This is a genomic window from Intestinibaculum porci (assembly GCF_003925875.1).
GTDB classification, from domain to species: domain Bacteria; phylum Bacillota_I; class Bacilli_A; order Erysipelotrichales; family Coprobacillaceae; genus Intestinibaculum; species Intestinibaculum porci.
In genome coordinates, this window is the sequence record NZ_AP019309.1 from 1,500,782 (window position 1) to 1,522,172 (window position 21,391).

24 protein-coding genes are annotated in these 21,391 nt (G+C 40.0%); 20 read left to right on the forward strand and 4 right to left on the reverse strand.

Going from position 1 to position 21,391, the window contains the following annotated elements; all coding sequences use genetic code 11:
* Window positions 1–5 precede the first annotated feature (5 nt).
* The 4 genes from SG0102_RS07170 (at window position 6) to SG0102_RS07185 (ending at window position 3,638) form a co-directional block, all read left to right on the forward strand.
* The gene (locus SG0102_RS07170; protein WP_125119313.1) at window positions 6–911 is read left to right on the forward strand and encodes a S1C family serine protease; all 906 of its coding nucleotides are present in this window, start codon (window positions 6–8) and stop codon (window positions 909–911) included.
* Window positions 912–1,087: 176 nt separating this feature from the next.
* Entirely contained in the window at window positions 1,088–1,531 is a 444-nt protein-coding gene (locus SG0102_RS07175) for a DUF523 domain-containing protein (RefSeq protein WP_125119314.1), read from the forward strand.
* Entirely contained in the window at window positions 1,531–2,466 is a 936-nt protein-coding gene (locus SG0102_RS07180; protein ID WP_125119315.1) for a type I phosphomannose isomerase catalytic subunit, read from the forward strand. Before SG0102_RS07175 ends, SG0102_RS07180 begins: the two co-directional genes overlap by 1 nt.
* 11 nt (window positions 2,467–2,477) lie before the next feature.
* On the forward strand, window positions 2,478–3,638 hold the full coding sequence (locus tag SG0102_RS07185) for an NAD(P)-dependent malic enzyme (protein WP_125119316.1): 1,161 nt from the start codon (window positions 2,478–2,480) through the stop codon (window positions 3,636–3,638).
* A 42-nt stretch (window positions 3,639–3,680) separates the two neighbouring features.
* Here SG0102_RS07185 and SG0102_RS07190 read toward each other — a convergent pair whose 3' ends face one another.
* The 3 genes from SG0102_RS07190 to SG0102_RS07200 all read right to left on the reverse strand — a co-directional run bounded on the left by SG0102_RS07190 (window position 3,681) and on the right by SG0102_RS07200 (window position 5,499).
* Window positions 3,681–3,944, reverse strand: a complete 264-nt coding sequence (locus SG0102_RS07190; RefSeq protein WP_125119317.1) for a hypothetical protein — start codon at window positions 3,942–3,944, stop codon at window positions 3,681–3,683.
* A 134-nt stretch (window positions 3,945–4,078) separates the two neighbouring features.
* Entirely contained in the window at window positions 4,079–4,732 is a 654-nt protein-coding gene (locus SG0102_RS07195; RefSeq protein ID WP_125119318.1) for an MBL fold metallo-hydrolase, read from the reverse strand.
* A 26-nt stretch (window positions 4,733–4,758) separates the two neighbouring features.
* On the reverse strand, window positions 4,759–5,499 hold the full coding sequence (locus tag SG0102_RS07200) for a YebC/PmpR family DNA-binding transcriptional regulator (protein WP_125119319.1): 741 nt from the start codon (window positions 5,497–5,499) through the stop codon (window positions 4,759–4,761).
* A gap of 239 nt (window positions 5,500–5,738) precedes the next feature.
* Here SG0102_RS07200 and SG0102_RS07205 point away from each other — a divergent pair, with 239 nt between their 5' ends.
* The 9 genes from SG0102_RS07205 (at window position 5,739) to SG0102_RS07245 (ending at window position 15,049) form a co-directional block, all read left to right on the forward strand.
* The gene (locus SG0102_RS07205; RefSeq protein WP_125119320.1) at window positions 5,739–6,296 is read left to right on the forward strand and encodes a hypothetical protein; all 558 of its coding nucleotides are present in this window, start codon (window positions 5,739–5,741) and stop codon (window positions 6,294–6,296) included.
* Between the two features lie 270 nt (window positions 6,297–6,566).
* Window positions 6,567–7,040 carry a hypothetical protein gene (locus SG0102_RS07210; protein ID WP_125119321.1) on the forward strand — a complete coding sequence of 158 codons (474 nt, stop codon included), beginning with the start codon at window positions 6,567–6,569 and terminating at the stop codon, window positions 7,038–7,040.
* A 9-nt stretch (window positions 7,041–7,049) separates the two neighbouring features.
* The gene (locus tag SG0102_RS07215) at window positions 7,050–7,484 is read left to right on the forward strand and encodes a hypothetical protein (protein WP_125119322.1); all 435 of its coding nucleotides are present in this window, start codon (window positions 7,050–7,052) and stop codon (window positions 7,482–7,484) included.
* Window positions 7,485–7,595: 111 nt separating this feature from the next.
* The gene (locus SG0102_RS07220) at window positions 7,596–8,726 is read left to right on the forward strand and encodes an NAD(P)/FAD-dependent oxidoreductase (protein ID WP_125119323.1); all 1,131 of its coding nucleotides are present in this window, start codon (window positions 7,596–7,598) and stop codon (window positions 8,724–8,726) included.
* Window positions 8,713–10,266 (forward strand): NAD(P)/FAD-dependent oxidoreductase, encoded by a 1,554-nt coding sequence (locus SG0102_RS07225; protein WP_125119324.1) that lies wholly within the window; start codon window positions 8,713–8,715, stop codon window positions 10,264–10,266. Before SG0102_RS07220 ends, SG0102_RS07225 begins: the two co-directional genes overlap by 14 nt.
* Before the next feature lie 241 nt (window positions 10,267–10,507).
* The gene (locus tag SG0102_RS07230; protein ID WP_125119325.1) at window positions 10,508–11,977 is read left to right on the forward strand and encodes a C40 family peptidase; all 1,470 of its coding nucleotides are present in this window, start codon (window positions 10,508–10,510) and stop codon (window positions 11,975–11,977) included.
* 418 nt (window positions 11,978–12,395) lie between these two features.
* Complete coding sequence (locus SG0102_RS07235) at window positions 12,396–13,370, forward strand: ABC transporter substrate-binding protein (protein ID WP_423787048.1); 975 nt, start codon at window positions 12,396–12,398, stop codon at window positions 13,368–13,370.
* Between the two features lie 28 nt (window positions 13,371–13,398).
* Window positions 13,399–14,271, forward strand: a complete 873-nt coding sequence (locus SG0102_RS07240; protein WP_125119327.1) for an ABC transporter permease — start codon at window positions 13,399–13,401, stop codon at window positions 14,269–14,271.
* Window positions 14,264–15,049, forward strand: coding sequence for an ABC transporter ATP-binding protein (locus SG0102_RS07245; protein WP_125119328.1), 786 nt, complete (start codon window positions 14,264–14,266; stop codon window positions 15,047–15,049). The genes SG0102_RS07240 and SG0102_RS07245 overlap by 8 nt, the downstream gene beginning before the upstream one ends.
* Window positions 15,050–15,077: 28 nt before the next feature.
* Here the strand turns inward: SG0102_RS07245 and SG0102_RS07250 are convergent, their stop codons facing one another.
* Window positions 15,078–15,851, reverse strand: coding sequence for a MurR/RpiR family transcriptional regulator (locus SG0102_RS07250; RefSeq protein ID WP_125119329.1), 774 nt, complete (start codon window positions 15,849–15,851; stop codon window positions 15,078–15,080).
* A gap of 130 nt (window positions 15,852–15,981) precedes the next feature.
* On the opposite strand from SG0102_RS07250, the gene SG0102_RS07255 reads away from it, so the two are divergent.
* The 7 genes from SG0102_RS07255 to SG0102_RS07285 all read left to right on the forward strand — a co-directional run bounded on the left by SG0102_RS07255 (window position 15,982) and on the right by SG0102_RS07285 (window position 21,377).
* On the forward strand, window positions 15,982–16,266 hold the full coding sequence (locus SG0102_RS07255; RefSeq protein ID WP_125119330.1) for a hypothetical protein: 285 nt from the start codon (window positions 15,982–15,984) through the stop codon (window positions 16,264–16,266).
* Window positions 16,263–16,946: a pseudouridine synthase gene (locus SG0102_RS07260; RefSeq protein ID WP_125119331.1), complete on the forward strand. Its 684-nt coding sequence runs from the start codon at window positions 16,263–16,265 to the stop codon at window positions 16,944–16,946. Before SG0102_RS07255 ends, SG0102_RS07260 begins: the two co-directional genes overlap by 4 nt.
* A complete protein-coding gene (locus tag SG0102_RS07265) occupies window positions 16,943–17,182 on the forward strand; it encodes a Smr/MutS family protein (protein WP_125119332.1) in 240 nt (79 codons plus the stop codon). Before SG0102_RS07260 ends, SG0102_RS07265 begins: the two co-directional genes overlap by 4 nt.
* Complete coding sequence (gene pepD / locus SG0102_RS07270; RefSeq protein ID WP_125119333.1) at window positions 17,182–18,597, forward strand: beta-Ala-His dipeptidase; 1,416 nt, start codon at window positions 17,182–17,184, stop codon at window positions 18,595–18,597. The genes SG0102_RS07265 and pepD overlap by 1 nt, the downstream gene beginning before the upstream one ends.
* Window positions 18,597–19,727 (forward strand): 23S rRNA (uracil(1939)-C(5))-methyltransferase RlmD, encoded by a 1,131-nt coding sequence (gene rlmD, locus SG0102_RS07275; protein ID WP_125119334.1) that lies wholly within the window; start codon window positions 18,597–18,599, stop codon window positions 19,725–19,727. Before pepD ends, rlmD begins: the two co-directional genes overlap by 1 nt.
* A gap of 308 nt (window positions 19,728–20,035) precedes the next feature.
* On the forward strand, window positions 20,036–20,662 hold the full coding sequence (locus tag SG0102_RS07280; RefSeq protein ID WP_125119335.1) for a hypothetical protein: 627 nt from the start codon (window positions 20,036–20,038) through the stop codon (window positions 20,660–20,662).
* A complete protein-coding gene (locus tag SG0102_RS07285; protein ID WP_086307095.1) occupies window positions 20,643–21,377 on the forward strand; it encodes a class I SAM-dependent methyltransferase in 735 nt (244 codons plus the stop codon). The genes SG0102_RS07280 and SG0102_RS07285 overlap by 20 nt, the downstream gene beginning before the upstream one ends.
* Window positions 21,378–21,391 lie beyond the last annotated feature (14 nt).

A 21,391-nucleotide genomic window follows, 5' to 3' on the forward strand; every position in this document is an offset into this window, starting at 1 on the left:
GTAACATGGAAGAAAGAAAAAGAAGAAATGGTCCAAGAGGACACATTAGCAAATATATTGTATCAGGTGTTTTAGTTTTAGCGTTATCGGCAGCCGGCGGGGTCGGCGGAGCGTATTGGTATACGCATTCACAGGCTGGAACGGTTGTGACCACAACGACAGCAACGGCGACGCCAACAAGCACCTCATCAGCGAAGGATGCTAGCAGTATTGCCAGCAAGATGAGTCAGTCGGTTGTCGCGATCACCACTGAAGAAATGACCACAAGTAACTTCTGGTATGGTTCACAGGTTTCCTCTGGGGCCGGCAGCGGCGTTATTATGAGCAGTGATGGTTATATTATTACCAATGCGCATGTTGTATCAGGTGCTAGTAAAATTAAAGTCACAACATCTAATAATAAAACCTATACCGCAAAATTAGTTGGTTCTTATACCAAAGGTGATATTGCGGTCTTAAAGATTGAAGCTACGGGCTTAAAAGCAGCCACTTTTGCGGATTCGAGCAAGATCAAACAAGGTCAGGTGACTTATGCGGTTGGTAACCCTGAAGGGACATTCGCTAATTCAATTACATCCGGAATTGTCTCTGCGGTAAGCCGTAAAATTACTATCTCATTAAGTGATGATGATTCTTCATCAAGTGATTCGGATGATAATTCATGGTTTTCACAGTACACATCAGGACGCAGCCAGTCTTCTACAACGACTTTAAATGTCATTCAGACAGATGCGGCGGTTTCTCCTGGTAACTCTGGTGGTGGTTTATTTAATGCCAATGGCGATCTGATCGGGATTGTCAATGCCAAATCATCAGATAGTGACTCAGAAGGTTTAGGCTTTGCCATTCCAGCCAATACAGCGGTGAAGATTGCAAAACAGTTAATTACCAATGGAAAAGTATCTTCATAATGCATAGGAAGATTATGCTGATCGGGCATAGTCTTCTTTTTTTATTGTAATAGCATGGCCAAGCAGGTGGAGGGATGCCTCATTGCTTGTAAGATTTGCATAATCATGAAAATCCTATAAAAATCATAGACATAGGGCGCAACGCCGTCTAAACTAAATGTAAGGAAGGTGAGAAGATGATTGGTGTGAGTGCCTGTTTACTTGGCGTGAACTGCACGTATCGCGGCGATGCGAATACGCAGGAAAAACTGAAAGCTTTATTTGAAAAAGGCGAAGCGGTGGCGATCTGCCCGGAAGTCTTAGGCGGGTTAATGACGCCGCGTGCGCCAAGTGAAATTATTAGTGAAAATCCTTTGCGGATTCAAACCAATCGCGGCATTGATGTCACGAAGGCTTATCTTCACGGCGCGCAGAAAGCTTTAGCGTATTTACAGCGCCATAATATTACCACTGTTGTCTTAAAAGCGAATAGTCCAAGTTGTGGGATCGGTCATATTTATGATGGGACGTTTTCTCATACATTAATACCTGGTGATGGGATCACAGCTAGAATTTTAAAGGCGAATGGTATATCATTATTAAGTGAAAAAGATCTGATCGAAATGGAGGAAGAACAATAATGGGTCATATATTAAAAATGAATGTTGTTTTACATGAAAAAATCTGGGGTGGAACGCGTCTGAAAGACGAATATGGTTATGATATTCCTAGTGATCATACTGGTGAAGCATGGGTCATTTCTGGTCATCCTAATGGCGACTGTACGATTGCGAATACAGAATATGAAGGTAAGACCGTTTCCTGGTTATTTGCGAATCACCGTGAATTATTTGGCAACGTGGAAGGGGATCAGTTCCCGTTATTAGTAAAAATCTTAGATGCCAATGATAACTTATCAGTGCAGGTACATCCAGATAATGAATATGCGAAAATTCATGAAAATTCTCTTGGTAAGAGTGAATCTTGGTATGTTTTAGGTGCTGATCCAGGAACGAAGATGGTCATGGGGCACCATGCAAAAACCAAAGAAGAATTAATCGACTATATTAAAAATGATAATTATGATGATTTATTAAATGTCATCGATATCGATAAAGGGGATTTCTTCTATATTCCTGCGGGCACTTTGCATGCGATCTGCAGCGGCAGTCTGATTTACGAAGCCCAGCAGTCATCTGATATCACTTATCGTGTCTATGATTATCATCGTAAAGATGCTCAAGGCAATGAAAGAGAATTACATGTGCAGCAGTCCATTGACTGTATCAAAGTTCCAGCTGATTTTGATCAGAATAAAATCTTTGTCAATACAAAAGTAGAAAATGGAACAAAGACCCGTTATCTCAAATGTGAATACTTAACTGTTGATAAATATACCATTCATGGTTCAGGCTTAATCAAGAATGAGGCGCCTTTTGCCTTAGTCACTATTACTGAAGGTTCCGGTATCGCCAATGATATGGAATTCAAGAAGGGCGATAACTTCATTATCTGCAGTGACGTTGAAAATGTCGAATACGATGGTGACTTCGAAGCGATGGTTACCACTTTATAGGAGAGAAACATATGAAAGATGCATACCGTTTATCATTACAATTACATGAAGCACATCATGGCAAGTTAGAAGTTGTTTCTAAAGTGCCGGTTAATAATGCGGATGATTTATCATTAGCGTATACGCCAGGAGTGGCGCAGCCATGTCGTGAAATTGCGAAAAATCCTGATGATGTCTACAAATATACCTGGAAAAGCAATTCTGTGGCTGTTGTCACGGATGGAACCGCTGTGTTAGGTTTAGGTGATATTGGCCCAGAAGCGGCCTTGCCGGTTATGGAAGGAAAATGTGTGCTGTTCAAACGTTTTGCCAATATCGATGCTGTGCCTATTTGTTTAGATACGAAAGATCCTAAAGAAATTATTGAGATCGTTAAGAAAATCGCGCCAACTTTTGGCGGCATTAACTTAGAAGATATCAGTGCACCACGCTGTGTGGAAATTGAAAGAACATTGAAAAAGGAATGCTCGATTCCAGTGTTCCATGATGATCAGCACGGGACAGCCATTTGCTTAACCGCGGCCTTAATCAATGCATTAAAAGTTGTCGGTAAAAAAGCAGAAGATATTACAGTTGTCGTCAGTGGCACGGGTGCGGCTGGTTCTTCGATCATCCATATGATTCATGACTTAGGCGTGAAAGAAATCTATGGTTTTAATATTAATGGCATCGTCATTAAAGAAGATGCGGATTCTTATGATTTCTTAACCAAAGAATTAGCCGAGATCACCAACTCTACCCAAAAACGTATGACGATGGCTGAAGCGATGAAAGAAGCCGATGTCTTTATTGGCGTGTCAGCTCCTGGTTTAGTCACAAAAGAAATGGTTGCATCAATGAAGGAAAAACCAATTGTTTTCCCAATGGCAAACCCAGAACCGGAAATTACTTATGCGGATGCGATTGAAGGCGGCGCCTACGTTGTCGGGACCGGCCGTTCTGATTTCCCTAATCAGATCAACAATGTCTTGGCTTTCCCAGGATTATTTAGAGGGGCCTTAGATGCGCGTGCACCGCAGATTACTGAAGCAATGAAAATCGCAGCTGCGCGCGGTTTGGCGTCTTTAATTAGTGATGAGGAGTTATCAAAAGACTATATTATTCCAAAAGCTTTTGATCCCCGCGTCGCAAAGGTGGTCGCTCAGGCCGTTATTGATGAAGTCCATAAGTAAAGGAAACCAGTCAGCAAGCTGACTGGTTTTCAAACGCATCATTTATTTGGTTTTCTTTTTAAAACGACGTGCGAGATCAATAACAACTGCCATCAGAACTAATAAAGTAATCAAGCCGATGCCCGCCATAAAAGCAGGGGAATAGCTGGCTGACTGATGATTGGTGATGTAGTAATACGCATCAATGATGACTAACATACCAACAACAATCAAACCAAGATAAGTCATTGCGACGCCCATGGACTGTCCGGCTTCCTGAATTTCTTTGGTCCGCTTGGGATCGTAGTAACGCTTCTTTGTAACCATAAGGATCCTCCTCTCACTTGTGATGCGTTCTCTTCTACTTCTATTGTAGCCTTTTTTTTGATCATTTCCATCATTTGGTGGCCAACGGTTCATTTTGGTTGTCAACGGTCAAAAAAGCGTATCTAAAGATACGCTTAAAGAGTAACTGTATAGCCATCATGATCAGGGAAAAGTAACGGCGCATCGATATGGGCTTTCTTTAAAGCTTCAGAGATGCGATAGTGGCCAAAGTAATGAATTGGTAAAATGGCATCAGAGGTGGTCATTTGAATAAAAGCTTCTAAACCTTCTAAATAAGCTTCTTCCTGACGGTCATCGACAACAACGCAGGAAAGGGTAAAATGACGATGAGCAATACGATTGAGTTCTGCTAGGTAGTGTTCTTTCTGCCATTTGTTGTCATTTTCATCTTCACCGATCCAATGCCAGTTATTCAAATCTCCGGCAAAGTAAATGGATTGTCCTTCAGTCGTGACGATGAAGGCGACCCCTTGATCAGTAGAAAACAGAGTTTCGATAGTGAGATCGTTTAAATGATAAGTGTGATGCGGCGAGACACTTAAATGATCGTGAGCGGTATGAATATCGTCTGATAAAATATAATGTTTTTCCGGATGATCAATGGCGAAAATCTTTTCTGAAAAATGATCAGCGTGGGCGTGTGATGCGAAGATATAAAGAGGTTTCTCTTTATTCACATGAAGAGCACCCTGATAGTAGTCGAATAACAGATTACAGTGGGCAAGCTCTACTAAGACGCCGCTATGATGAATAAGGGTTACGTTCATAGGTTATGAAAAAAGAATAACTTGCGTTATTCTTCTTCTCCATCATTATAGTTTGAAACATTATGATAAACCTGGTCAACGTCTTCGCAATCGTTTAATAAGTTCATTAATCTTTCAAATAAAGTCATGTCTTCACCTTCGAGTTCAACAGTTTCTGTTGGAACAGTCTGGATTTCATCGACATCAAAGTCCACATTTGGTAATTTAGCCTGGATTGCTAATTTGATGGCATTGTAATCTGTTGGTTCACCAGTGATACGGATTGAACCATCTTCTAATGTTTCTAAGTCTTTAGCGTCAACATCACCTTCGATGAGGGCATCTAAAGTTTCTTCTTCATTTAAACCTTTAAACTGAATAACAGCCTGAACATTATATAAATATGATACAGAACCTTCAGCACCTAATTTAGAATGTGCTTTTGTGAAGGCTGGACGGACCTGAGAGATTGTTCTATTGACATTATCTGTTAAACATTTAACGATTAATGTAGAACCGTTAGGACCGAAACCTTCGAACTGTAATTCTTCATAGTTATCTGTTGCACCATTCTTTACTCTGTTGATGGCGTTATCAATAACATGTCCTGGGACCTGATCTTTTTTTGCTTTATTGATAATGGCTCTTAAAGATAAGTTTGCATCTGGATCAGGACCACCTGATTTCGCTGCCTGATAGATTTCCTTACCATAGTAAGAATAGATTTTTGTTTTCTTGGCAGCCGTTGCAGCCATTGAGGCTTTACGTACTTCATGAGCTCTACCCATTATTAATTCCTCCTCGTAAAATTACTAGCTAATTATATACAATTAGTCACACTATTTCAATAATTTTTTATAGGAATAAGAAGTCATTTCACCGCAATGAGGTTATTTGAAAATATCAATTGAACGAATCAGTGATTCTTAGAAAGGAAAATATTTGCAGCAAGAGAAATTTTTGAAGAAATGTGAAAAATATTGATTACATCATGGAATTTGGTAATATGAAGGTAGAGGTGATGCTTATGAAGAAGCTCATGGTTATGTTCCTGTGTCTGGTCTTAGGTTTAGCTTTTGGCTATGCAATGCATCAGCCTAAAACGGTTACGCGTACAAAAACAGTGGTTAAACGAGAAACACCGCTCATTTCTTCAAAGACGCGGACATTCTCAAAAAAGCTGCCAGCTTTTTCCACAATCTTATTGAATTTAGATCGGGCAAAAGCCATCATTAAAACTGGGAAAAACTATCGGATCACTTATCAGACATCAGATCATCGTCCACAAAAAATCTTCTGTGAAAAGGAAGTACTCTGTTATGATGATGAAGTGGGTGACTATAAGATCACCCAGATGGTTATCGAAGTGCCACGCCAAAAGATTAAGTGGATCGATACGATTGGTGCGGTCACGTTAGATGGCATCAGTGTAAAAACGGCTAATTTAAAAGGCGAAGATTTTGTCATTAAAATCAAAAACAGCTATGTGTTTAGTATGACCACCGATGGAGCGACAATCGTCAATAGTCGCGTCAATGGCAAAAACTACAATAATAAGTATGTACGTGTTCTCCAGGAAGATTAAACAGGAACAGGGAAAGAGGTTTCGACCTCTTTTTCGTACATTTATAAGGTTTTATAAGGCGTTGGGGGCATCACGTTTATTCGGATTGTTATTGTTTGAAGTGCTCAGGTAAGTCGGATAACAGTAATGATCTGGTGTGGCAGGCTTCTTTGATAATTTTAAAGAGACTGATCTTGGAATGTATATGAACACTATGAGAATTTTTTGCCTGCCTATTTTATCTTTGAGCGGAAAATCGTCTATGTTATAATGGCGAAAAGGAGAAAAACTATGACATACGAAGAAACAAAACAAAAACTTGCAGAATTCATGGAATATGGTGATCCTGATGCAGCCTGTAAACTTGTGGCAGAATATAATTTACCGGCGATTGCACTTTTTGAGGAATCTATACAAAACTTTACGGAAAAAACGATCCAAAAGCATCTTAGTAATGTGATATTTTTCTTAAATGAATATAGCACTTATTATGATGCTTGTACGTTTGAGGATGCATGGAAGTGCCTTGATGACTTTTTCGGCTACTTTTTTATCCGAAAATGTATGTGGTCGACACCAGCCACGATTAAATCTACCGCGGCTTCGATTAAAAAGTTTTATAAATGTATGGTCGACAATCAGCTTTTTGATGCGGGGGCCTATGACATGTTGACTACTCATATTAAAGAGAATATGCCAATCTGGCAGGATGAATACGAAGCCTATAATAATTTTGATGAAGACTATGATTTTGGTGATTTTTAAGGAGATATCATGACGAGAGATGCATTTTATAAGGCCTTAACAGAGGCTAAAAATGAACAAGAAAAAATTTTAGTGGCAATGGATTATAATGCGGAAGCAGAAAAGATTTTTCGGGAACATTTGCCAGCGAGTTTTAAGGAAGAAACCAAGCAGAAATACTGTGCTATGTTAGAGCTGCTGCTCTATGATTACTGTATAGTGAAGGCCACTGATCCGGTTGGTTTTGATGAAGCATATCTTTACTTTGAGGACTTCATGGAATATGTGATCGAAGAGAAGAAAATGGGCCCTGATGAGATTCGTTTAGCGATGACGGTGATGAATCGTTTATATCAGTATCTGTATGAGGAAACCGGTGATGTCACTTATCGCCGTCTGAATTCACGGACGAAAAGGATTGCTCATTACAATTCCTTTGCCTGGCAGTTAAGAGGCAAAGCTTAAAGCTAAGCAGGAAGAAGAATCTTTGGAGAGAACACGCAATAGTGGAAAGAGGTTACGACCTCTTTTTCGTGCATTGACAAGGATTTATGGTATGATGGGGGCGGTGATAAAATGAATAAAATAATCATAATTGGCGCAGGGGCATGCGGTGTTTATAGTGCTCTGTTAATCAAACAGGCGCATCCAAATGTAGATGTCTTAGTTTTAGAAGCCCATAAGACGCCTTTAAAAAAGTTATTAGCAACGGGGAATGGCCGCTGCAATTTATCGAATAAAGATCTTGCCATAACGCATTATGATAGTGATAACTTAGCGCTGGTGAAGGATATTATCGATGATTTTGATATGCCTAAGCAAATGCAGAAGCTTGGTCTTTATACCAAATATATGGGACAGCTGCTTTATCCTTATAGTGAACAGGCCAAAAGCGTCTTTCGTATTTTGATGGATCGGGCGCAGGAAGCTGGTGTTGTTTTTCTCTATGAACAGTTTGTGAAAAGCATTCGTTATCAGGATGGTTATATCATTGAGACAGAGCATCAGCGTTTCCATAGCGATGGTGTTATTGTCAGTGTCGGCAGCAGTGCTGGTAAACTGTCTCAGGTCTATGATCGCCGCAGCTTATTTACTCACTTGTCTTTTGACTATCAGGACAATAGTCCTTCATTAACCCAAATGTATACCAAAGAAGTGTATAAAACCCTCAAAGGGGTCAGAATGAAGGGCGTTTTCTCGCTTTATCAAGGGAAACAGCTTCTCAAACAGGAAAAGGGAGAAATGCTTTTTACGAATTATGGAGTCAGCGGCATCGCCATTATGCAGCTTTCTCGTTATTATCAGGAAGGTGTCACTTTAGTCTGTGATCTATTACCGGATCTTTCTAAAGAGGAACTTGCAAACTTCCTGCAGCGTGATTTGATACATCCATTAGAAGGTTTGGTGCCTTATCAGCTAAGTGATTTATTAGAAAAGACGCATCAGGATCCCATCTCTTTCCTTAAACAGATGACTTTTCATGTGAAAGGAATTCGGGAAAGTGAATATGCCCAAGTGGAAAAAGGCGGTTTACTATTATCAAACTTTAATAATGATTTAGAAAGTAAAGATTATCCGCATTTTTATGCCGGCGGAGAAATCTTAAATGTGAATGGCGATTGTGGCGGCTATAATCTGCATTTCGCATTTGCTAGCGGCTATCGTATTTTTAAAGGTTTAGAAAGGAATCAAAATGTTAAGAATTAATAATGTGAAAGTCCATCTCAATGAAACGGATGCCCGTAATGTGATTGCGGCGAAGCTCAATATCCGTAAACGTGAGATTCAGGATGTAAAAATATTACGACGCAGTATCGATGCGCGTCGCAGTAAAGTCTTCTTTAACTGCAGCTACGCTTTTAGCTGTCAAAATGAAGAGGCTTTATTAGCAGCCCATAAGGAGTTACAGCCTTATGTGCCTTATGTCTATACGTATCCTCAGCCAACCGCTAAACGCGTGATGGTGGTTGGCAGCGGCCCGGCAGGGTTATTTTGCGCTTATGTGTTAGCGAAAGCTGGCGTAAAGGTTACCCTTGTCGAACGGGGCAAGTGCGTTGAAGAACGTGTCAAAGATGTTGATGATCTGTTTGAAAAAGGAATCATTCATCCCGAATCAAATATTGCTTTTGGCGAAGGCGGGGCGGGGACGTTCTCGGATGGTAAATTAACGACCGGAACAAAAAATAAACGCATCCGTTATATCTTAGATGAATTTATCAAACATGGCGCTCCGAAGGAAATCGGTTATGATGCGCTGCCGCATATCGGAACGGATCGCTTACGTCAGGTGTTAATTGCGATGCGTCAGGATCTGATGGCTCATGGCGGTGAGGTCCGTTTTGAAACGAAATTTGTCGATTTTAAAGTCGAAGGAGATAAACATTTCGTTTGTCTCAAACATCAGGGAAAAGAATACTGGGAAGAAACGGATGATCTCGTTTTAGCGATCGGTCATAGTGCCCGCGATACCTATGCAATGCTTGCGCAAAAACTGACCATGCATCCCAAAGCCTTTGCGGTAGGAGTCCGCATTGAACAGTTGCAGGAAGATATTAATAAACATCAATATAAACAGGATTATCGCAATAAGCATTTAAAAGCAGCCCCTTATAAATTAGCTGTTCGCACATCCGAAGGACGCGGTGTTTATACTTTCTGTATGTGTCCCGGCGGAGTGGTGGTGCCTTCTACAGAAGAGGACGGCTTATTATGTATCAATGGCATGAGCTATTATGCTCGTGATGGACAAAATGCTAATAGTGCTATTTTAGTGAATGTCAGTCCAGAAGATTTTGGCTTTGATGATGTCTTAGCTGGCGTCGCTTTTCAGAAAGATCTAGAAAGACGCGCTTATGCCTTAGGCGGCGGCAACTTATCTGCGCCCGTGCAGAAAGTGGTTGATTATATGCAGGGGGAAGTTACGACATCTTTTGGAAAGGTCTTACCAACTTATCGTCCGGGGACAACTTTTGCCGATCTTAATCAGGTTTTCCCTGAGGTCATTAACCGTAATTTGAAAGAAGGTTTACAGCTGATGAATGAACGCTTTAAAGGCTTCTATGATGAAGATACATTAATTACGGCTGTGGAATCTCGTTCTTCCGCACCGGTGCGTATTGAACGCGATGAAAATATGTCAGCGCAGGGTTGGATTTATCCGATTGGCGAAGGTGCTGGCTATGCCGGCGGGATCATGTCATCAGCTGTGGATGGCATCTTATGTGCGGAAAAGATCTGTGAAGGATAGTAATTTATTTCTAAAAGACGTGTATGATATACCGACAGTATGATAAAAGATGACGTTTTTATCAAAGGGCTTTCAGTTTTGTATGAAAGAGTTGAGAATGCATCAAATAAGTATGATCAAATCAAGGAAATTTCTTTCCTTAAATGAACCTAAAATCTTAAGAAAACCTTAAGAAGTATATAGACAACATATGTGTGTTTTGATATAATCATAAGGAATCTTGGAAATAAGGAGAAATTTCATGCGTAAGACCATAATCCATGCACTTCGTCCCGCAGGAAAACAGCTTAAGCAGGTCCATGCTTCTCATCGTCATCTGAATGGGAAAATTCTGATGGCGTCTTTTGGATGTATGGGTGTCATTGCCTTGGGCAGTTATTTTGCGGCGGATCGTGAAGCCCCAAAAATTAAACAAAGTACCATGGCCATAGATTATGGCAGTACACTTAGCAAAAACAATATTAAGATTTCTGATAATAGGGAATCTAAAAAAGATCTTATTATTCATATTGATAAATCTCATTTGAATGTGAAGAAGCTTGGCAGTTACACGGTCAAAGTGAAAGCCACGGATTCTTACAATAATACTACGGTTCGCAATGTGAAAATCAATGTCGTTGATCATGAAGCACCATTTGTCAAGGGAATTCATAGTGATGGTGATTATATTTTAGTTGAAGCGGGCGGTAGTACTGATTTGTCTAAATATCTTACGATTACTGATAATGTCGATGGCAATCTCTTTGCGAAAGCCAAATTCTCCAAAGCCTTATCGACATCCGCACCTGGGATTCAGACGATTGGGGTGGAAGTGGCTGATTCAAGCGGCAATGTGACGAAGAAAGACTTACCGATCAAAGTGCTCGATTCACAGCCGCCAGAATGGCAGGATGTCAATACCGATCACACCATTAACTTTGGCGATGAATTTGATATCAGTAAATATATTAAAGCCGTTGATAACTTAGATGGTGATGTCCGTGTTGATACGATTGGCACGGTTAATACGAAGAAGTTAGGCAGTCAGACAATTACCATTCAGGCCACCGATTCAAGCGGTCATAGTACGAAAAAGACGGTTACCTTTACGGTGAAGGATCTGAAAGGTCCAGAAATCGCTGTAAAAGATGAGAATATGACGCTAAAACCTGGTGATGCCTTTGATCCAAAAGCGCAGATCACGTCCGTTACTGATAACGTCGATGGCAAGATCGATGTAGATAAGGTGCAGATTGATTCAAATGTTGATACATCGAAGAAAGGCTCTTATCAGGTCACTTATACGGTGAAAGATCAAGCGGGTAATACAACGACGAAAGTCTTAAAGGTGGAAGTCAATAATGAAGGGGAACTGATGGTACAATACGGTAAACAGTATCTCAATGTCCCTTATGTCTTTGGCGGAACGACACCAGATGGCTTTGACTGTTCCGGCTTTACCGGCTGGGTCTATAAGAAGTTTGGCAAGTCGCTGCCGCGTACCGCTGCAGCGCAGTATGATGCGACAACGCGCGTAGAGAAGAAAGATTTACAGATTGGTGATCTGGTCTTCTTTAGTAATACTTATAAACCAGGGGTTTCCCATGTGGGTATTTACATGGGCGATGGCAAGATGGTTGATGCCTCTGGTGATCATGTTCAAATTGATGATATTAATACCGGTTACTGGGCTGCCCATTACACTAGCGGCGGTCGATATAAGACGAAATAGAGGTCTCTTCCCAAGGGATCTCTTTTTTCTAACATACAATTTAGGAAAATAAGAAATGAAATTATTTCTTTTTGGAATGAATTGACTATATAAAAAGCCTATGTTAACGTATAGGTACACTAATGAAAAGGATATGTTAATGAACGAGGCGTTTCAAGAGAGTTGAGGCTGGTGGGATCTCAATAATAGTTCTTCATTAATTGGCCCTTTGAGGGATTATGGGAAAGGTGACGAGTATCATAATACGGAAGCCTCCGTTATCGGGCAGGAATTTGATAGAATTCTCTTCACTCACGTAAGGTGGCTTAAAGATGGCAACATCTGTCCTTCGGGGCAGGTGTTTTTTAAATATCGTGCGATTTATGTTTGTGGATAGAAGAATTTGCTTTACAATGATAAAAGAAAGAGGGAAATGAAAATGAAAGCAATCAAAGGTCTTTTAGCAGCATCTTTAGCTGCATCAGTATTAGTAGGATGTTCTTCAAACACATCAAGTAAGGTGAAAAAAGTCGGGATTATCCAGATGATGGATCATACTTCACTCAACACCATTAAAAAAGCTTATGACAAGGAAATGAAAGCTTTAGGCTACAATTCTAAAAATGTCGAATATGTTTTTAAAAATGGTCAGGGGAATACCAATACCTTAGCGTCGATCGCCAATCAGTTCCAGGGGGAAAACTTAGACTGCGTGGTTGCGATTGCGACGCCGGCAGCGCAGGCCGTTGCGAAATTAGCCAATAAAACACCAATTATCTTCTCTGCAGTGTCTGATCCTGTCGGTGCTAAATTAACGTCATCTTTAGATAAACCGGATAAGAATATGACGGGGACAAGTGATCAGGTGCAGGTGGATCAGATTATTGATCAGGCTTTAGCGGTGCAGCCAAAGATGAAAAAGATTGGTTTACTTTATAATAAAGGAGAAGCCAATTCGGTTACGAATATCACGAATGTTAAAAAATATTTAAAGAAGAAAGGTATTGCAACGCAGGAAGCCACCGTTACGAAAGTATCGGAAGTGCAGAGTGCGATGAATGTCCTCGCTTCTAAGTGTGATGCTGTCTTTACGCCTAATGATAATACCGTTGCCAGCGCGATGAGCATTGCCTCTAAAGCGGCTAATCAGGCAAAAGTCCCTTATTATGTAGGAGCGGATTCGATGGTTAAAGATGGCGGTTTCTTAACTGTTGGAATTGATTACAATGATTTAGGTAAAGAAACAGCCAAAATGTGTGATCAGGTTTTAAAAGGTAAAAAACCAGCGAATATGCCAGTGAAGATCTTTAAAACCAATTTAAATATTTATGTCAACCAGAAGACTTTAAAGACCTTAGGTTTAAAACTACCAGCGTCTATCACTTCTAATAAGAAGTATATTAAAGTCGATTAATAAGCAAGTAAGGAGTTTTTAAAGTATTATGAACAATCTCATGACTATTGTCATCGGGGCGTTAGAATTAGGCGGCATCTTCGCCTTACTGGCGCTAGGCTGTTATATCAGTTTTAATGTCCTGGATATCCCCGATTTAACTGTTGATGGATCATTTACCACCGGCTGTGCCACTTCCGTTGTCATTACGGCGGCGGGGGCCCCAGCCTTGGGGTTAGGGATGGCTTTTATTGCCGGCGCTTTAGCCGGCTTAGTGACAGCCTTTCTGATGACCAAATTAAAGATCAATGCGATTTTATCCGGGATCTTAACCCAGACCGCCCTTTATTCGGTCAATTTACGTATTCAGCATCAGACCCCTAATATTTCATTAATGGATGATCATACGGTGTTTACTCCTTTTAACGGGTTTGCTCCTTATGACAAGATCATTTTGATCTATCTGATTGTCATTGTGATTGTCTTGCTGATGAATTATTTCCTCAAGACGCAGATGGGTTTAGCGCTTCGAGCTTGCGGCGATAATGAAGATATGGTCAGAGCCAGCTCGATTGATACCGATAAAATGAAAATGATCGGTTTAGCTTTAGCCAATGGTTTAGTGGGCTTAAGCGGCGCCCTCTACACTCAGCAGCAGGGCTATTCTGATATCACTTCAGGGATCGGGATGATGGTCATCGGTTTAGCTTCCATTATTATCGGACAGACGTTTATTCGTTCAACGCGCATTTCGTTAACCTTAGTGGCGGCGGTTGTCGGTGCGATTATCTATCGTTTTATCTTAACCTTCGCGATTATGGCTGGGGTCCCATCAGGCGATCTGAACTTATTATCAAGTGCCATCGTCATTGTGGCCATTGCCATTCCAATTCTCAAAAGGAGGAAAGTCAAAAATGCTTAAAGTTGATGATGTATCGGTGATTTTTAATGAAGGCACCGTCAATGAAAAACGCGCCCTTTCCCATATGAGTTTTGAACTCAATGAAGGTGACTTCGTCACCATTATTGGTTCTAATGGGGCCGGGAAATCGACACTTTTCTCCGCTATTTCCGGAGCGGTCGATATTAATGAGGGAGCAGTGATCCTCGATCATAAAGATATGACTCATGAAAAAGAATATATCCGCTCGCGTGCTATTGGACGATTATTTCAGGATCCATTAAAAGGCACGGCGCCACATATGACAATTGAAGAAAACTTAGCGTTAAGTTATTCGCGCGGCAAGCATTTCTCTTTAAGACCGGTGTCGAAGAAAGATCGACAGGTCTTCATCGATCGCTTAAAAGCGTTAGATTTAGGCTTAGAAGATCGTTTAACCACAAAGGTTGGCACATTATCCGGCGGTCAGCGTCAGGCCTTAACCTTATTAATGGCCACGATTGTGACACCGAAGTTATTATTACTTGATGAACATACAGCCGCTTTAGATCCGGCAACGAGTCAGAAAGTGTTAAACTTATCGATGAAAATTGCCCAGGAACATCATATAACCACGATGATGATTACCCATAATATGGAAGATGCCTTAAAGTATGGCAATCGTACCTTTATTATGAATAATGGCCAGGTGGTTTTAGAACTGAATCAGGAGGAAAAAGCGCATATGAGCGTTAATGATTTAGTTGAGAAGTTCTTATCGGTAGCGAGTGCCAGTGATGAAATGCTGCTAAGAAAATAAGTAAAAGACCCATAATCTGGGCCTTTTTTTAATCTTCGGTTAAATAATATTGCTGGAAATACTGAAGTCGGACTAAATCAAAGATGGCCATTAACTGATAGTTAAATTCTACGCTATCAAACTTACCTGGCAAAACTAAGACTTTGGTATGGGCATCTGCTAAATCGCGATACTTTTTATTTTGTGTAAGCAACACCGAATAAGCATTTTCAATATGGGCATCCGCCATGGATTTCTTCATAGAATTAAAAGCGCGTCCCGTGCCGCTGATGACAATAACCACATCATCTTTGGTAAACGTCATCGGATTGTAGCTATGATACTGGATAAATGGTTTGCCAAAGGTAATCATATCTGTCTGTAATTCAACGGATAAGGAGAGGGGATAGAGAGCCCCCATGACAATAATCCGTTTTGACGCAAAGAACTTTTTACAAATCTCAGAAACCAAATCCTGCAGCTCTTTTTCTTCAATAGTCATATCCATCTTCTTTAAGAATTCCTGTGGTTTGACATCAAAAAGACGGACACGAATTTGATTGAGGCGAGTCTGATAATCACTATAGAGTCTGAGTTTAAATTCTTCGTAATTGTCATAACCAAAGGCGCCCATAAAAGCTTCTAAATCTGTTTTCTGGAAAGGCCCTTCCTGAAGAAATGTCTCTTCACTCATGTTTTCGATCTCTAGGTAATGATCGATTATAAAAGCCCCAATTTTATAATAAAAATCATTAAAGAGGGTTCCATTCATATAAGTTAGGATTCGACTCAGTAATAAATTCTGATTGACTTTCATCGCCATAACATTCACATCCTTTACTCTATGATATCACAAATAAAGGACAATTTGAAAGTGTTTTCATCTCGTGAGTGATGGATTGTTTGTTTTCATTACCCTGTAATTTCTATATAATGGTAGTCAGGTGATGAATATGCGCATACGCGAAATGAAATTAGAGGATATTACATATCAATATACAGAGTATCCAAGAAGTCTTTATGATTCTGTTAAACGCATCGGTTTTAGTTTTCCGATTACCTTGCGGGTCGAAGGAGATCGTTATCTTTGCCTTGATGGTCATAAGCGGTTATCCGTTTTACATGATCTATTAGTGGAAGATCCGGCTTATAAAAGGGGCGATCGCGTCAAGGTGATTATTAAAAATAATGGCGATGAACGTTCGAATGACTGTTCCCGAGGGAGAAATACCCATTGAAAGCATCAGAGATTCTCATCCTTAATAAACAAGGAACCAAAAAACAGGTAAAGAAAGCGATCAAGGCAGGAAAAGTTATTTATAATGGTCAAACATTAGCTGAAGATATTGAGATTGAAGAGGGCTTATTAACGTGCCAAGGACATGTCATGGATTTGCATCCTTTAAAATATTATATACTAAATAAACCTACAGGTTATATCTGTGATGCCAAAAGTACAAAGTATGTTCCTGTTGATACCTTATTGCCCGCTAAGCAATTACACTATGTTGGGCGTTTAGATCAGAATACAACAGGATTATTACTTGTCACCAATGATCTGAAATTGCGTAAGAAACTCATCTTACCAAGTTACCATGTTGAGAAAACTTATGCCTTTTCCTGTCTTTATCCTTTAACGCAAGAAGATCTCAATTTCTTTGAAGAAGGCATCATTATAGATCATCAGGTCCGCTGTCAGAGCGCAAAGGTGATCCTCTCTGATGCAACCCATGGGACAATCACAATTCATGAAGGGAAATATCATGAAATTCGAAAGATGTTTTTATCGTTAGATAATCAGATTGTCACTTTAAAAAGGATTGCATTTGGTCCTTTATCATTAGGATTATTACCAGAAGGGGACTATCGTCCCTTAACGCAAGAAGAAATCATGGCTTTAAAGGAGGCGGTCTCATGATTGAAGAATTAGATGTCCATGGCTTAAGCGTTGCTGAAGCGCGCAGTCTGATCGACAAAGCCCTTAAATCATTAAAAAAAGAAACCTGTGTTTTACGGATCATTCATGGCTACAGCCATGGTGATGCGATTGGTAAAATGGTGCGCTCGCGTTATCGTAAACATCCCAAAATAGAGCGGGTGGAACTATCGATGAATCAGGGGATCACGGATTTGATCATTAGGAGGATACTATAATGCTGGAAAGAAAAGCTGATTACTACTTTAAAAAAATTACATCTATTCCACATGGCTCATATCATGAAGCCTGGCTAGCCGATTATATTGCTTATTTCTGTGATGAACATGATTATCGTTATGTGCGTGATGAAATGAGCAATATGGTTGTTTATGCCCCGGCTACTAAAGGCTATGAAAAACATGAACCGGTCGCTTTGCAGGCCCACTTAGATATGGTTTGTGAAAGTAAGCCAGGAAAAGTCTTTGATTTTGACAATGAACCGATTCCTCTAAAAAAAGCGAAAGGGTATTATTTTGCGGACGGTACCACATTAGGAGCTGATGATGCTGCTGGCGTCGCTATTATTTTAGCCATCTTAGATGAATGTCCGCCTCATCCTGATTTAACTTGTATTTTCACCGTTCAGGAAGAAGTCGGCTTACTTGGCGTGAACGCTTTAGATCAGTCATTAATCAATGTGAAAAAACTGATCTCTTTAGATGATGATCAGTTTGGTGTCACCACTATTTCCTGTGCCGGCTCCCGTTATGTTCGTTTAAAGAAAGATCTTCATCCCGAAGAAAATCGTGATCCTGCTTATCGTTTAACAGTTTCAGGCTTATTAGGGGGTCATTCTGGTGATGAAATCGCCCATGGCCGCGCCAATGCGGCACTCTTAGTTGCCAGATTACTCAAACATCTTTTAGATGAAGGTTTCGATGTCCGTCTAGCGAAACTCTATGCCGGTCAGAAACCGAATGCGATTCCTAACTTTGGGGAAGCAGTCTTTGCAAGTATCAGTTCTGATGATCATTTACAAGACAGTTTAGAAGAATGTTTTGCCTTGATTCAGGGAGAATATCCAAATGATTCCAACATTAAAATGTCTTTTGAAGAAGTAGAATGGAATGATGTTTATCCTGGTGATGAAAGTGATGCCATTATCAACGCCATTTATTTAAATCCTAATGGCGTCATGACGATGTCTCCAGAGATTAAAGGGCATCCTTTAACGTCATTAAACTTAGGCATCGCTAATACGGAAAATCATGTCGCTACGCTCCATTACTGCGTGCGCGCGGAAAATGATAATGAAAAAGATTTTGTCTGTGATCGTTTATCAACATTAGGCTATCTCTTTGGCTTTTCAGTGGAAGAGTTTGCGAATGCCGGCGGCTGGCGTTATGAGAAGCACTCACCGCTGCGTAAGCAGGTGAAGAGTCTCTATAAACAAATGTTTAAAAAGCAGATGAAAGAAGTGGCGATGCATGCTGGCTTAGAAGCCGGGATCTTCAAAGCTGCGCATCCGGATTTAGATATTGTCACCTTAGGGGCGCAGTTAGAACATATTCATACCTATCATGAACGGATGAATATTCAGTCATTTCATGATTTATACCGTTTTGTAAAGAAACTATTAGGAGAATTATAATGAATTGTACGATTGCGAAAAAGTGTGGGGGCTGTGCTTATATTAATAACCCTTATGCTTACTCTTTAGAAAAAAAGAATCAGGCTATGCAAAAACTCTTTGCTCCATTACATATAAAGGTCCATCCGATTGTCGGAATGAAAGATCCTTATGGCTATCGCAATAAAGTGATTGTGGCATTTAATAAGAACTATGAATATGGTCTTTATGAAGAAAATAGCCATCGCGTTATTCCTTATACCCATTGTTTACTTCATGATGAGGAAAGTGATGCCATTATTCAAAAGATTGCTTTTCTTTTTAAAAAATATCATGTCTCGATCTACGATGAAAAACGCCATCGCGGAGATATTCGTCATGTCTTACTGAGAAGGGGTGCTGTTTCAAAACAGTATCTCGTTACGATTGTCTCTGCCAATCCAGTTTTTAAAGGATCAAAAAACTTCTGTAATAGTTTAGTGAAGACTTTTCCTCATATTCAATCCATTGTTCTCAATATCAATAAAAGACAGACATCGATCGTCTTAGGGCAGGAAGAAAAAGTACTTTATGGCAAAGGCTATATCGTTGATACGTTATGTAATCTGACTTTTAAGATTTCTTCTCAGTCTTTCTATCAGATCAATCATGATCAGTGTGAAGCCTTATATACCAAAGCTTTATCTTTATTGCCAGATACCATTGATACCCTTTATGATACCTATTGCGGGATTGGGACAATTGGTTTAATTGGCTCACGTAAAGCTAAACAGGTGATTGGTATTGAAAGAAATAAAGATGCCATCAAGGATGCTAATACCAATAAGAAGATGAATAAGATTAATCATATTTCTTTCCTCTGTGATGATGCAACGGACTTTATGGTCAAAGCCGCCCGCAGCCATGAACATGTTGATGCGTTAATTATGGATCCGCCTCGCAGCGGTTCCACGTCGGCTTTTATAAAAGCCGCGGCTTCTTTAAGTCCCCAGTATATTCTTTATATTTCCTGCGGTCCAGAAACCCAGATGCGTGATTTACAGCTTTTTAAGAAGTATGGCTATGTGTCTCATGATGTCTATCCTTTTGATTTATTTCCTCATACGAAGCATGTGGAGACGGTAGTATTGATGTCAAGAAAAGATAAATAAGTGCCAGAAAGTGCCGTATTTCCGGGCTTTTCCGGCATTTGACTATCAGAGGACAACGGCGGATACAGCTTCGAAATTAACTCCGTGGGAATATATCAACGCCAATATTCGGTAGGGTCGAGTAGCCGGTTTGGATGTCATGAAATTGAGTTAGTGATATGGATGTTTTGCGATAGGGTTGCGGCAGTGGTTTGGATAACACAGGGTTGAGGCTGCGATATAGGTGTGGGAGCGGAAAATTAGTTAGGATGCTTTTTGATTTAAGGACATGTAATTCCGCATACAGATTTGTTCTGGATTGTCTGAATATGACGCCAGATGAGTTTATAACAGAATTCACGATAGAAAGTGAAGGCGATTTTGAACTTTTTTGGGAGAGAAACATCCAAAGAATACTGAACATCGATATTTCTCAACTTAGGATATTAGCTTTTCATGTTCTGGGTTCGTTGGACTGTTGTGAAGAAATTAAAAAGAACAGCCTTTGGAATCTTCAAATGGTACTGAGTGGAGATACTATATTATCAAGGATTCTGAAAGAACACGGCATTCGTTTTGATATCACAAATAAGTTACTTTATGCAGGGTCAAAAAAATATGATATAGATTATGGACATTATAGGGGCAGGCAATTTTTGACCGGAAATGAGGAAGTACTTGATAGAATCGCGCATAGAGTATTTTATGATTATTGTGTTAATGGATTCCTTGTTAACGACAATGTTTTTAACTACGGCACGCGAATTCATGAAAGGCCAGAGTTCCTGATGTCATTAAGTGATCTTCTACCCGATGCGCAAAAAATTGAACAGTACTGGGAGACACATGCTGAGAGCTACAGGGTAGACTTTTTCGTTAAAGAAGTGAAAAAAATTGCAACGGAGATAAATAACTTTTTAAACGAGGGGAATTCAGATGAAAGAAAACAAATATGATGATAATATATTTTTTCAAAAATACAGTCAAATGAGTCGCTCACAGCAGGGACTAGCCGGTGCAGGAGAATGGGAAACATTGAGAAAGCTGCTGCCGGATTTTAAAGATAAGCGTGTGCTTGATTTAGGATGCGGCTATGGATGGCACTGTATTTATGCGATGGAACACGGTGCTTCTTCTGTTGTAGGTGTTGATATTTCTCATAAAATGCTCGAGGTAGCCAAAGAAAAAACACATTTTCCACAGGTTGAATATAAATGCTGTGCTATAGAAGATGTGGAATTCCCAGAGGAGAGTTTTGATGTAATATTAAGTTCACTTGCGTTTCATTATGTAGCAGATTATGAGATTTTAGTAAAAAAGATATATAGAATACTGAAGTCTGGTGGTAAGCTAGTTTTTACGGTTGAACATCCTGTTTTTACTGCCTATGGAACACAAGACTGGCATTATAACGAAAAAGGAGAAATACTGCATTTTCCGGTGGATAATTATTATTATGAGGGCAAACGGACAGCTATGTTTTTGGAAGAAAAGGTTACAAAATATCATAGAACACTGACCACATATCTAAATACACTGCTTTCAAATAGTTTTATAATAAATCAGATTGTGGAGCCACAGCCGCCAGAGAACATGATGGATATTCCGGGGATGGCGGATGAAATGCGACGCCCAATGATGCTGATTGTATCGGCAAAAAAGAAGATGTAATAATATAGAAAAAA

Coding starts and splice junctions, on each gene's coding strand:
- SG0102_RS07170 (WP_125119313.1), top strand. CDS start 6: ATGGAAGAAAGAAAAAGAAGAAATGGTCCAAGAGGACACATTAGCAAA.
- SG0102_RS07175 (WP_125119314.1), top strand. CDS start 1,088: ATGATTGGTGTGAGTGCCTGTTTACTTGGCGTGAACTGCACGTATCGC.
- SG0102_RS07180 (WP_125119315.1), top strand. CDS start 1,531: ATGGGTCATATATTAAAAATGAATGTTGTTTTACATGAAAAAATCTGG.
- SG0102_RS07185 (WP_125119316.1), top strand. CDS start 2,478: ATGAAAGATGCATACCGTTTATCATTACAATTACATGAAGCACATCAT.
- SG0102_RS07190 (WP_125119317.1), bottom strand. CDS start 3,944: ATGGTTACAAAGAAGCGTTACTACGATCCCAAGCGGACCAAAGAAATT.
- SG0102_RS07195 (WP_125119318.1), bottom strand. CDS start 4,732: ATGAACGTAACCCTTATTCATCATAGCGGCGTCTTAGTAGAGCTTGCC.
- SG0102_RS07200 (WP_125119319.1), bottom strand. CDS start 5,499: ATGGGTAGAGCTCATGAAGTACGTAAAGCCTCAATGGCTGCAACGGCT.
- SG0102_RS07205 (WP_125119320.1), top strand. CDS start 5,739: ATGAAGAAGCTCATGGTTATGTTCCTGTGTCTGGTCTTAGGTTTAGCT.
- SG0102_RS07210 (WP_125119321.1), top strand. CDS start 6,567: ATGACATACGAAGAAACAAAACAAAAACTTGCAGAATTCATGGAATAT.
- SG0102_RS07215 (WP_125119322.1), top strand. CDS start 7,050: ATGACGAGAGATGCATTTTATAAGGCCTTAACAGAGGCTAAAAATGAA.
- SG0102_RS07220 (WP_125119323.1), top strand. CDS start 7,596: ATGAATAAAATAATCATAATTGGCGCAGGGGCATGCGGTGTTTATAGT.
- SG0102_RS07225 (WP_125119324.1), top strand. CDS start 8,713: ATGTTAAGAATTAATAATGTGAAAGTCCATCTCAATGAAACGGATGCC.
- SG0102_RS07230 (WP_125119325.1), top strand. CDS start 10,508: ATGCGTAAGACCATAATCCATGCACTTCGTCCCGCAGGAAAACAGCTT.
- SG0102_RS07235 (WP_423787048.1), top strand. CDS start 12,396: ATGAAAGCAATCAAAGGTCTTTTAGCAGCATCTTTAGCTGCATCAGTA.
- SG0102_RS07240 (WP_125119327.1), top strand. CDS start 13,399: ATGAACAATCTCATGACTATTGTCATCGGGGCGTTAGAATTAGGCGGC.
- SG0102_RS07245 (WP_125119328.1), top strand. CDS start 14,264: ATGCTTAAAGTTGATGATGTATCGGTGATTTTTAATGAAGGCACCGTC.
- SG0102_RS07250 (WP_125119329.1), bottom strand. CDS start 15,851: ATGGCGATGAAAGTCAATCAGAATTTATTACTGAGTCGAATCCTAACT.
- SG0102_RS07255 (WP_125119330.1), top strand. CDS start 15,982: ATGCGCATACGCGAAATGAAATTAGAGGATATTACATATCAATATACA.
- SG0102_RS07265 (WP_125119332.1), top strand. CDS start 16,943: ATGATTGAAGAATTAGATGTCCATGGCTTAAGCGTTGCTGAAGCGCGC.
- pepD (WP_125119333.1), top strand. CDS start 17,182: ATGCTGGAAAGAAAAGCTGATTACTACTTTAAAAAAATTACATCTATT.
- rlmD (WP_125119334.1), top strand. CDS start 18,597: ATGAATTGTACGATTGCGAAAAAGTGTGGGGGCTGTGCTTATATTAAT.
- SG0102_RS07280 (WP_125119335.1), top strand. CDS start 20,036: ATGACGCCAGATGAGTTTATAACAGAATTCACGATAGAAAGTGAAGGC.
- SG0102_RS07285 (WP_086307095.1), top strand. CDS start 20,643: ATGAAAGAAAACAAATATGATGATAATATATTTTTTCAAAAATACAGT.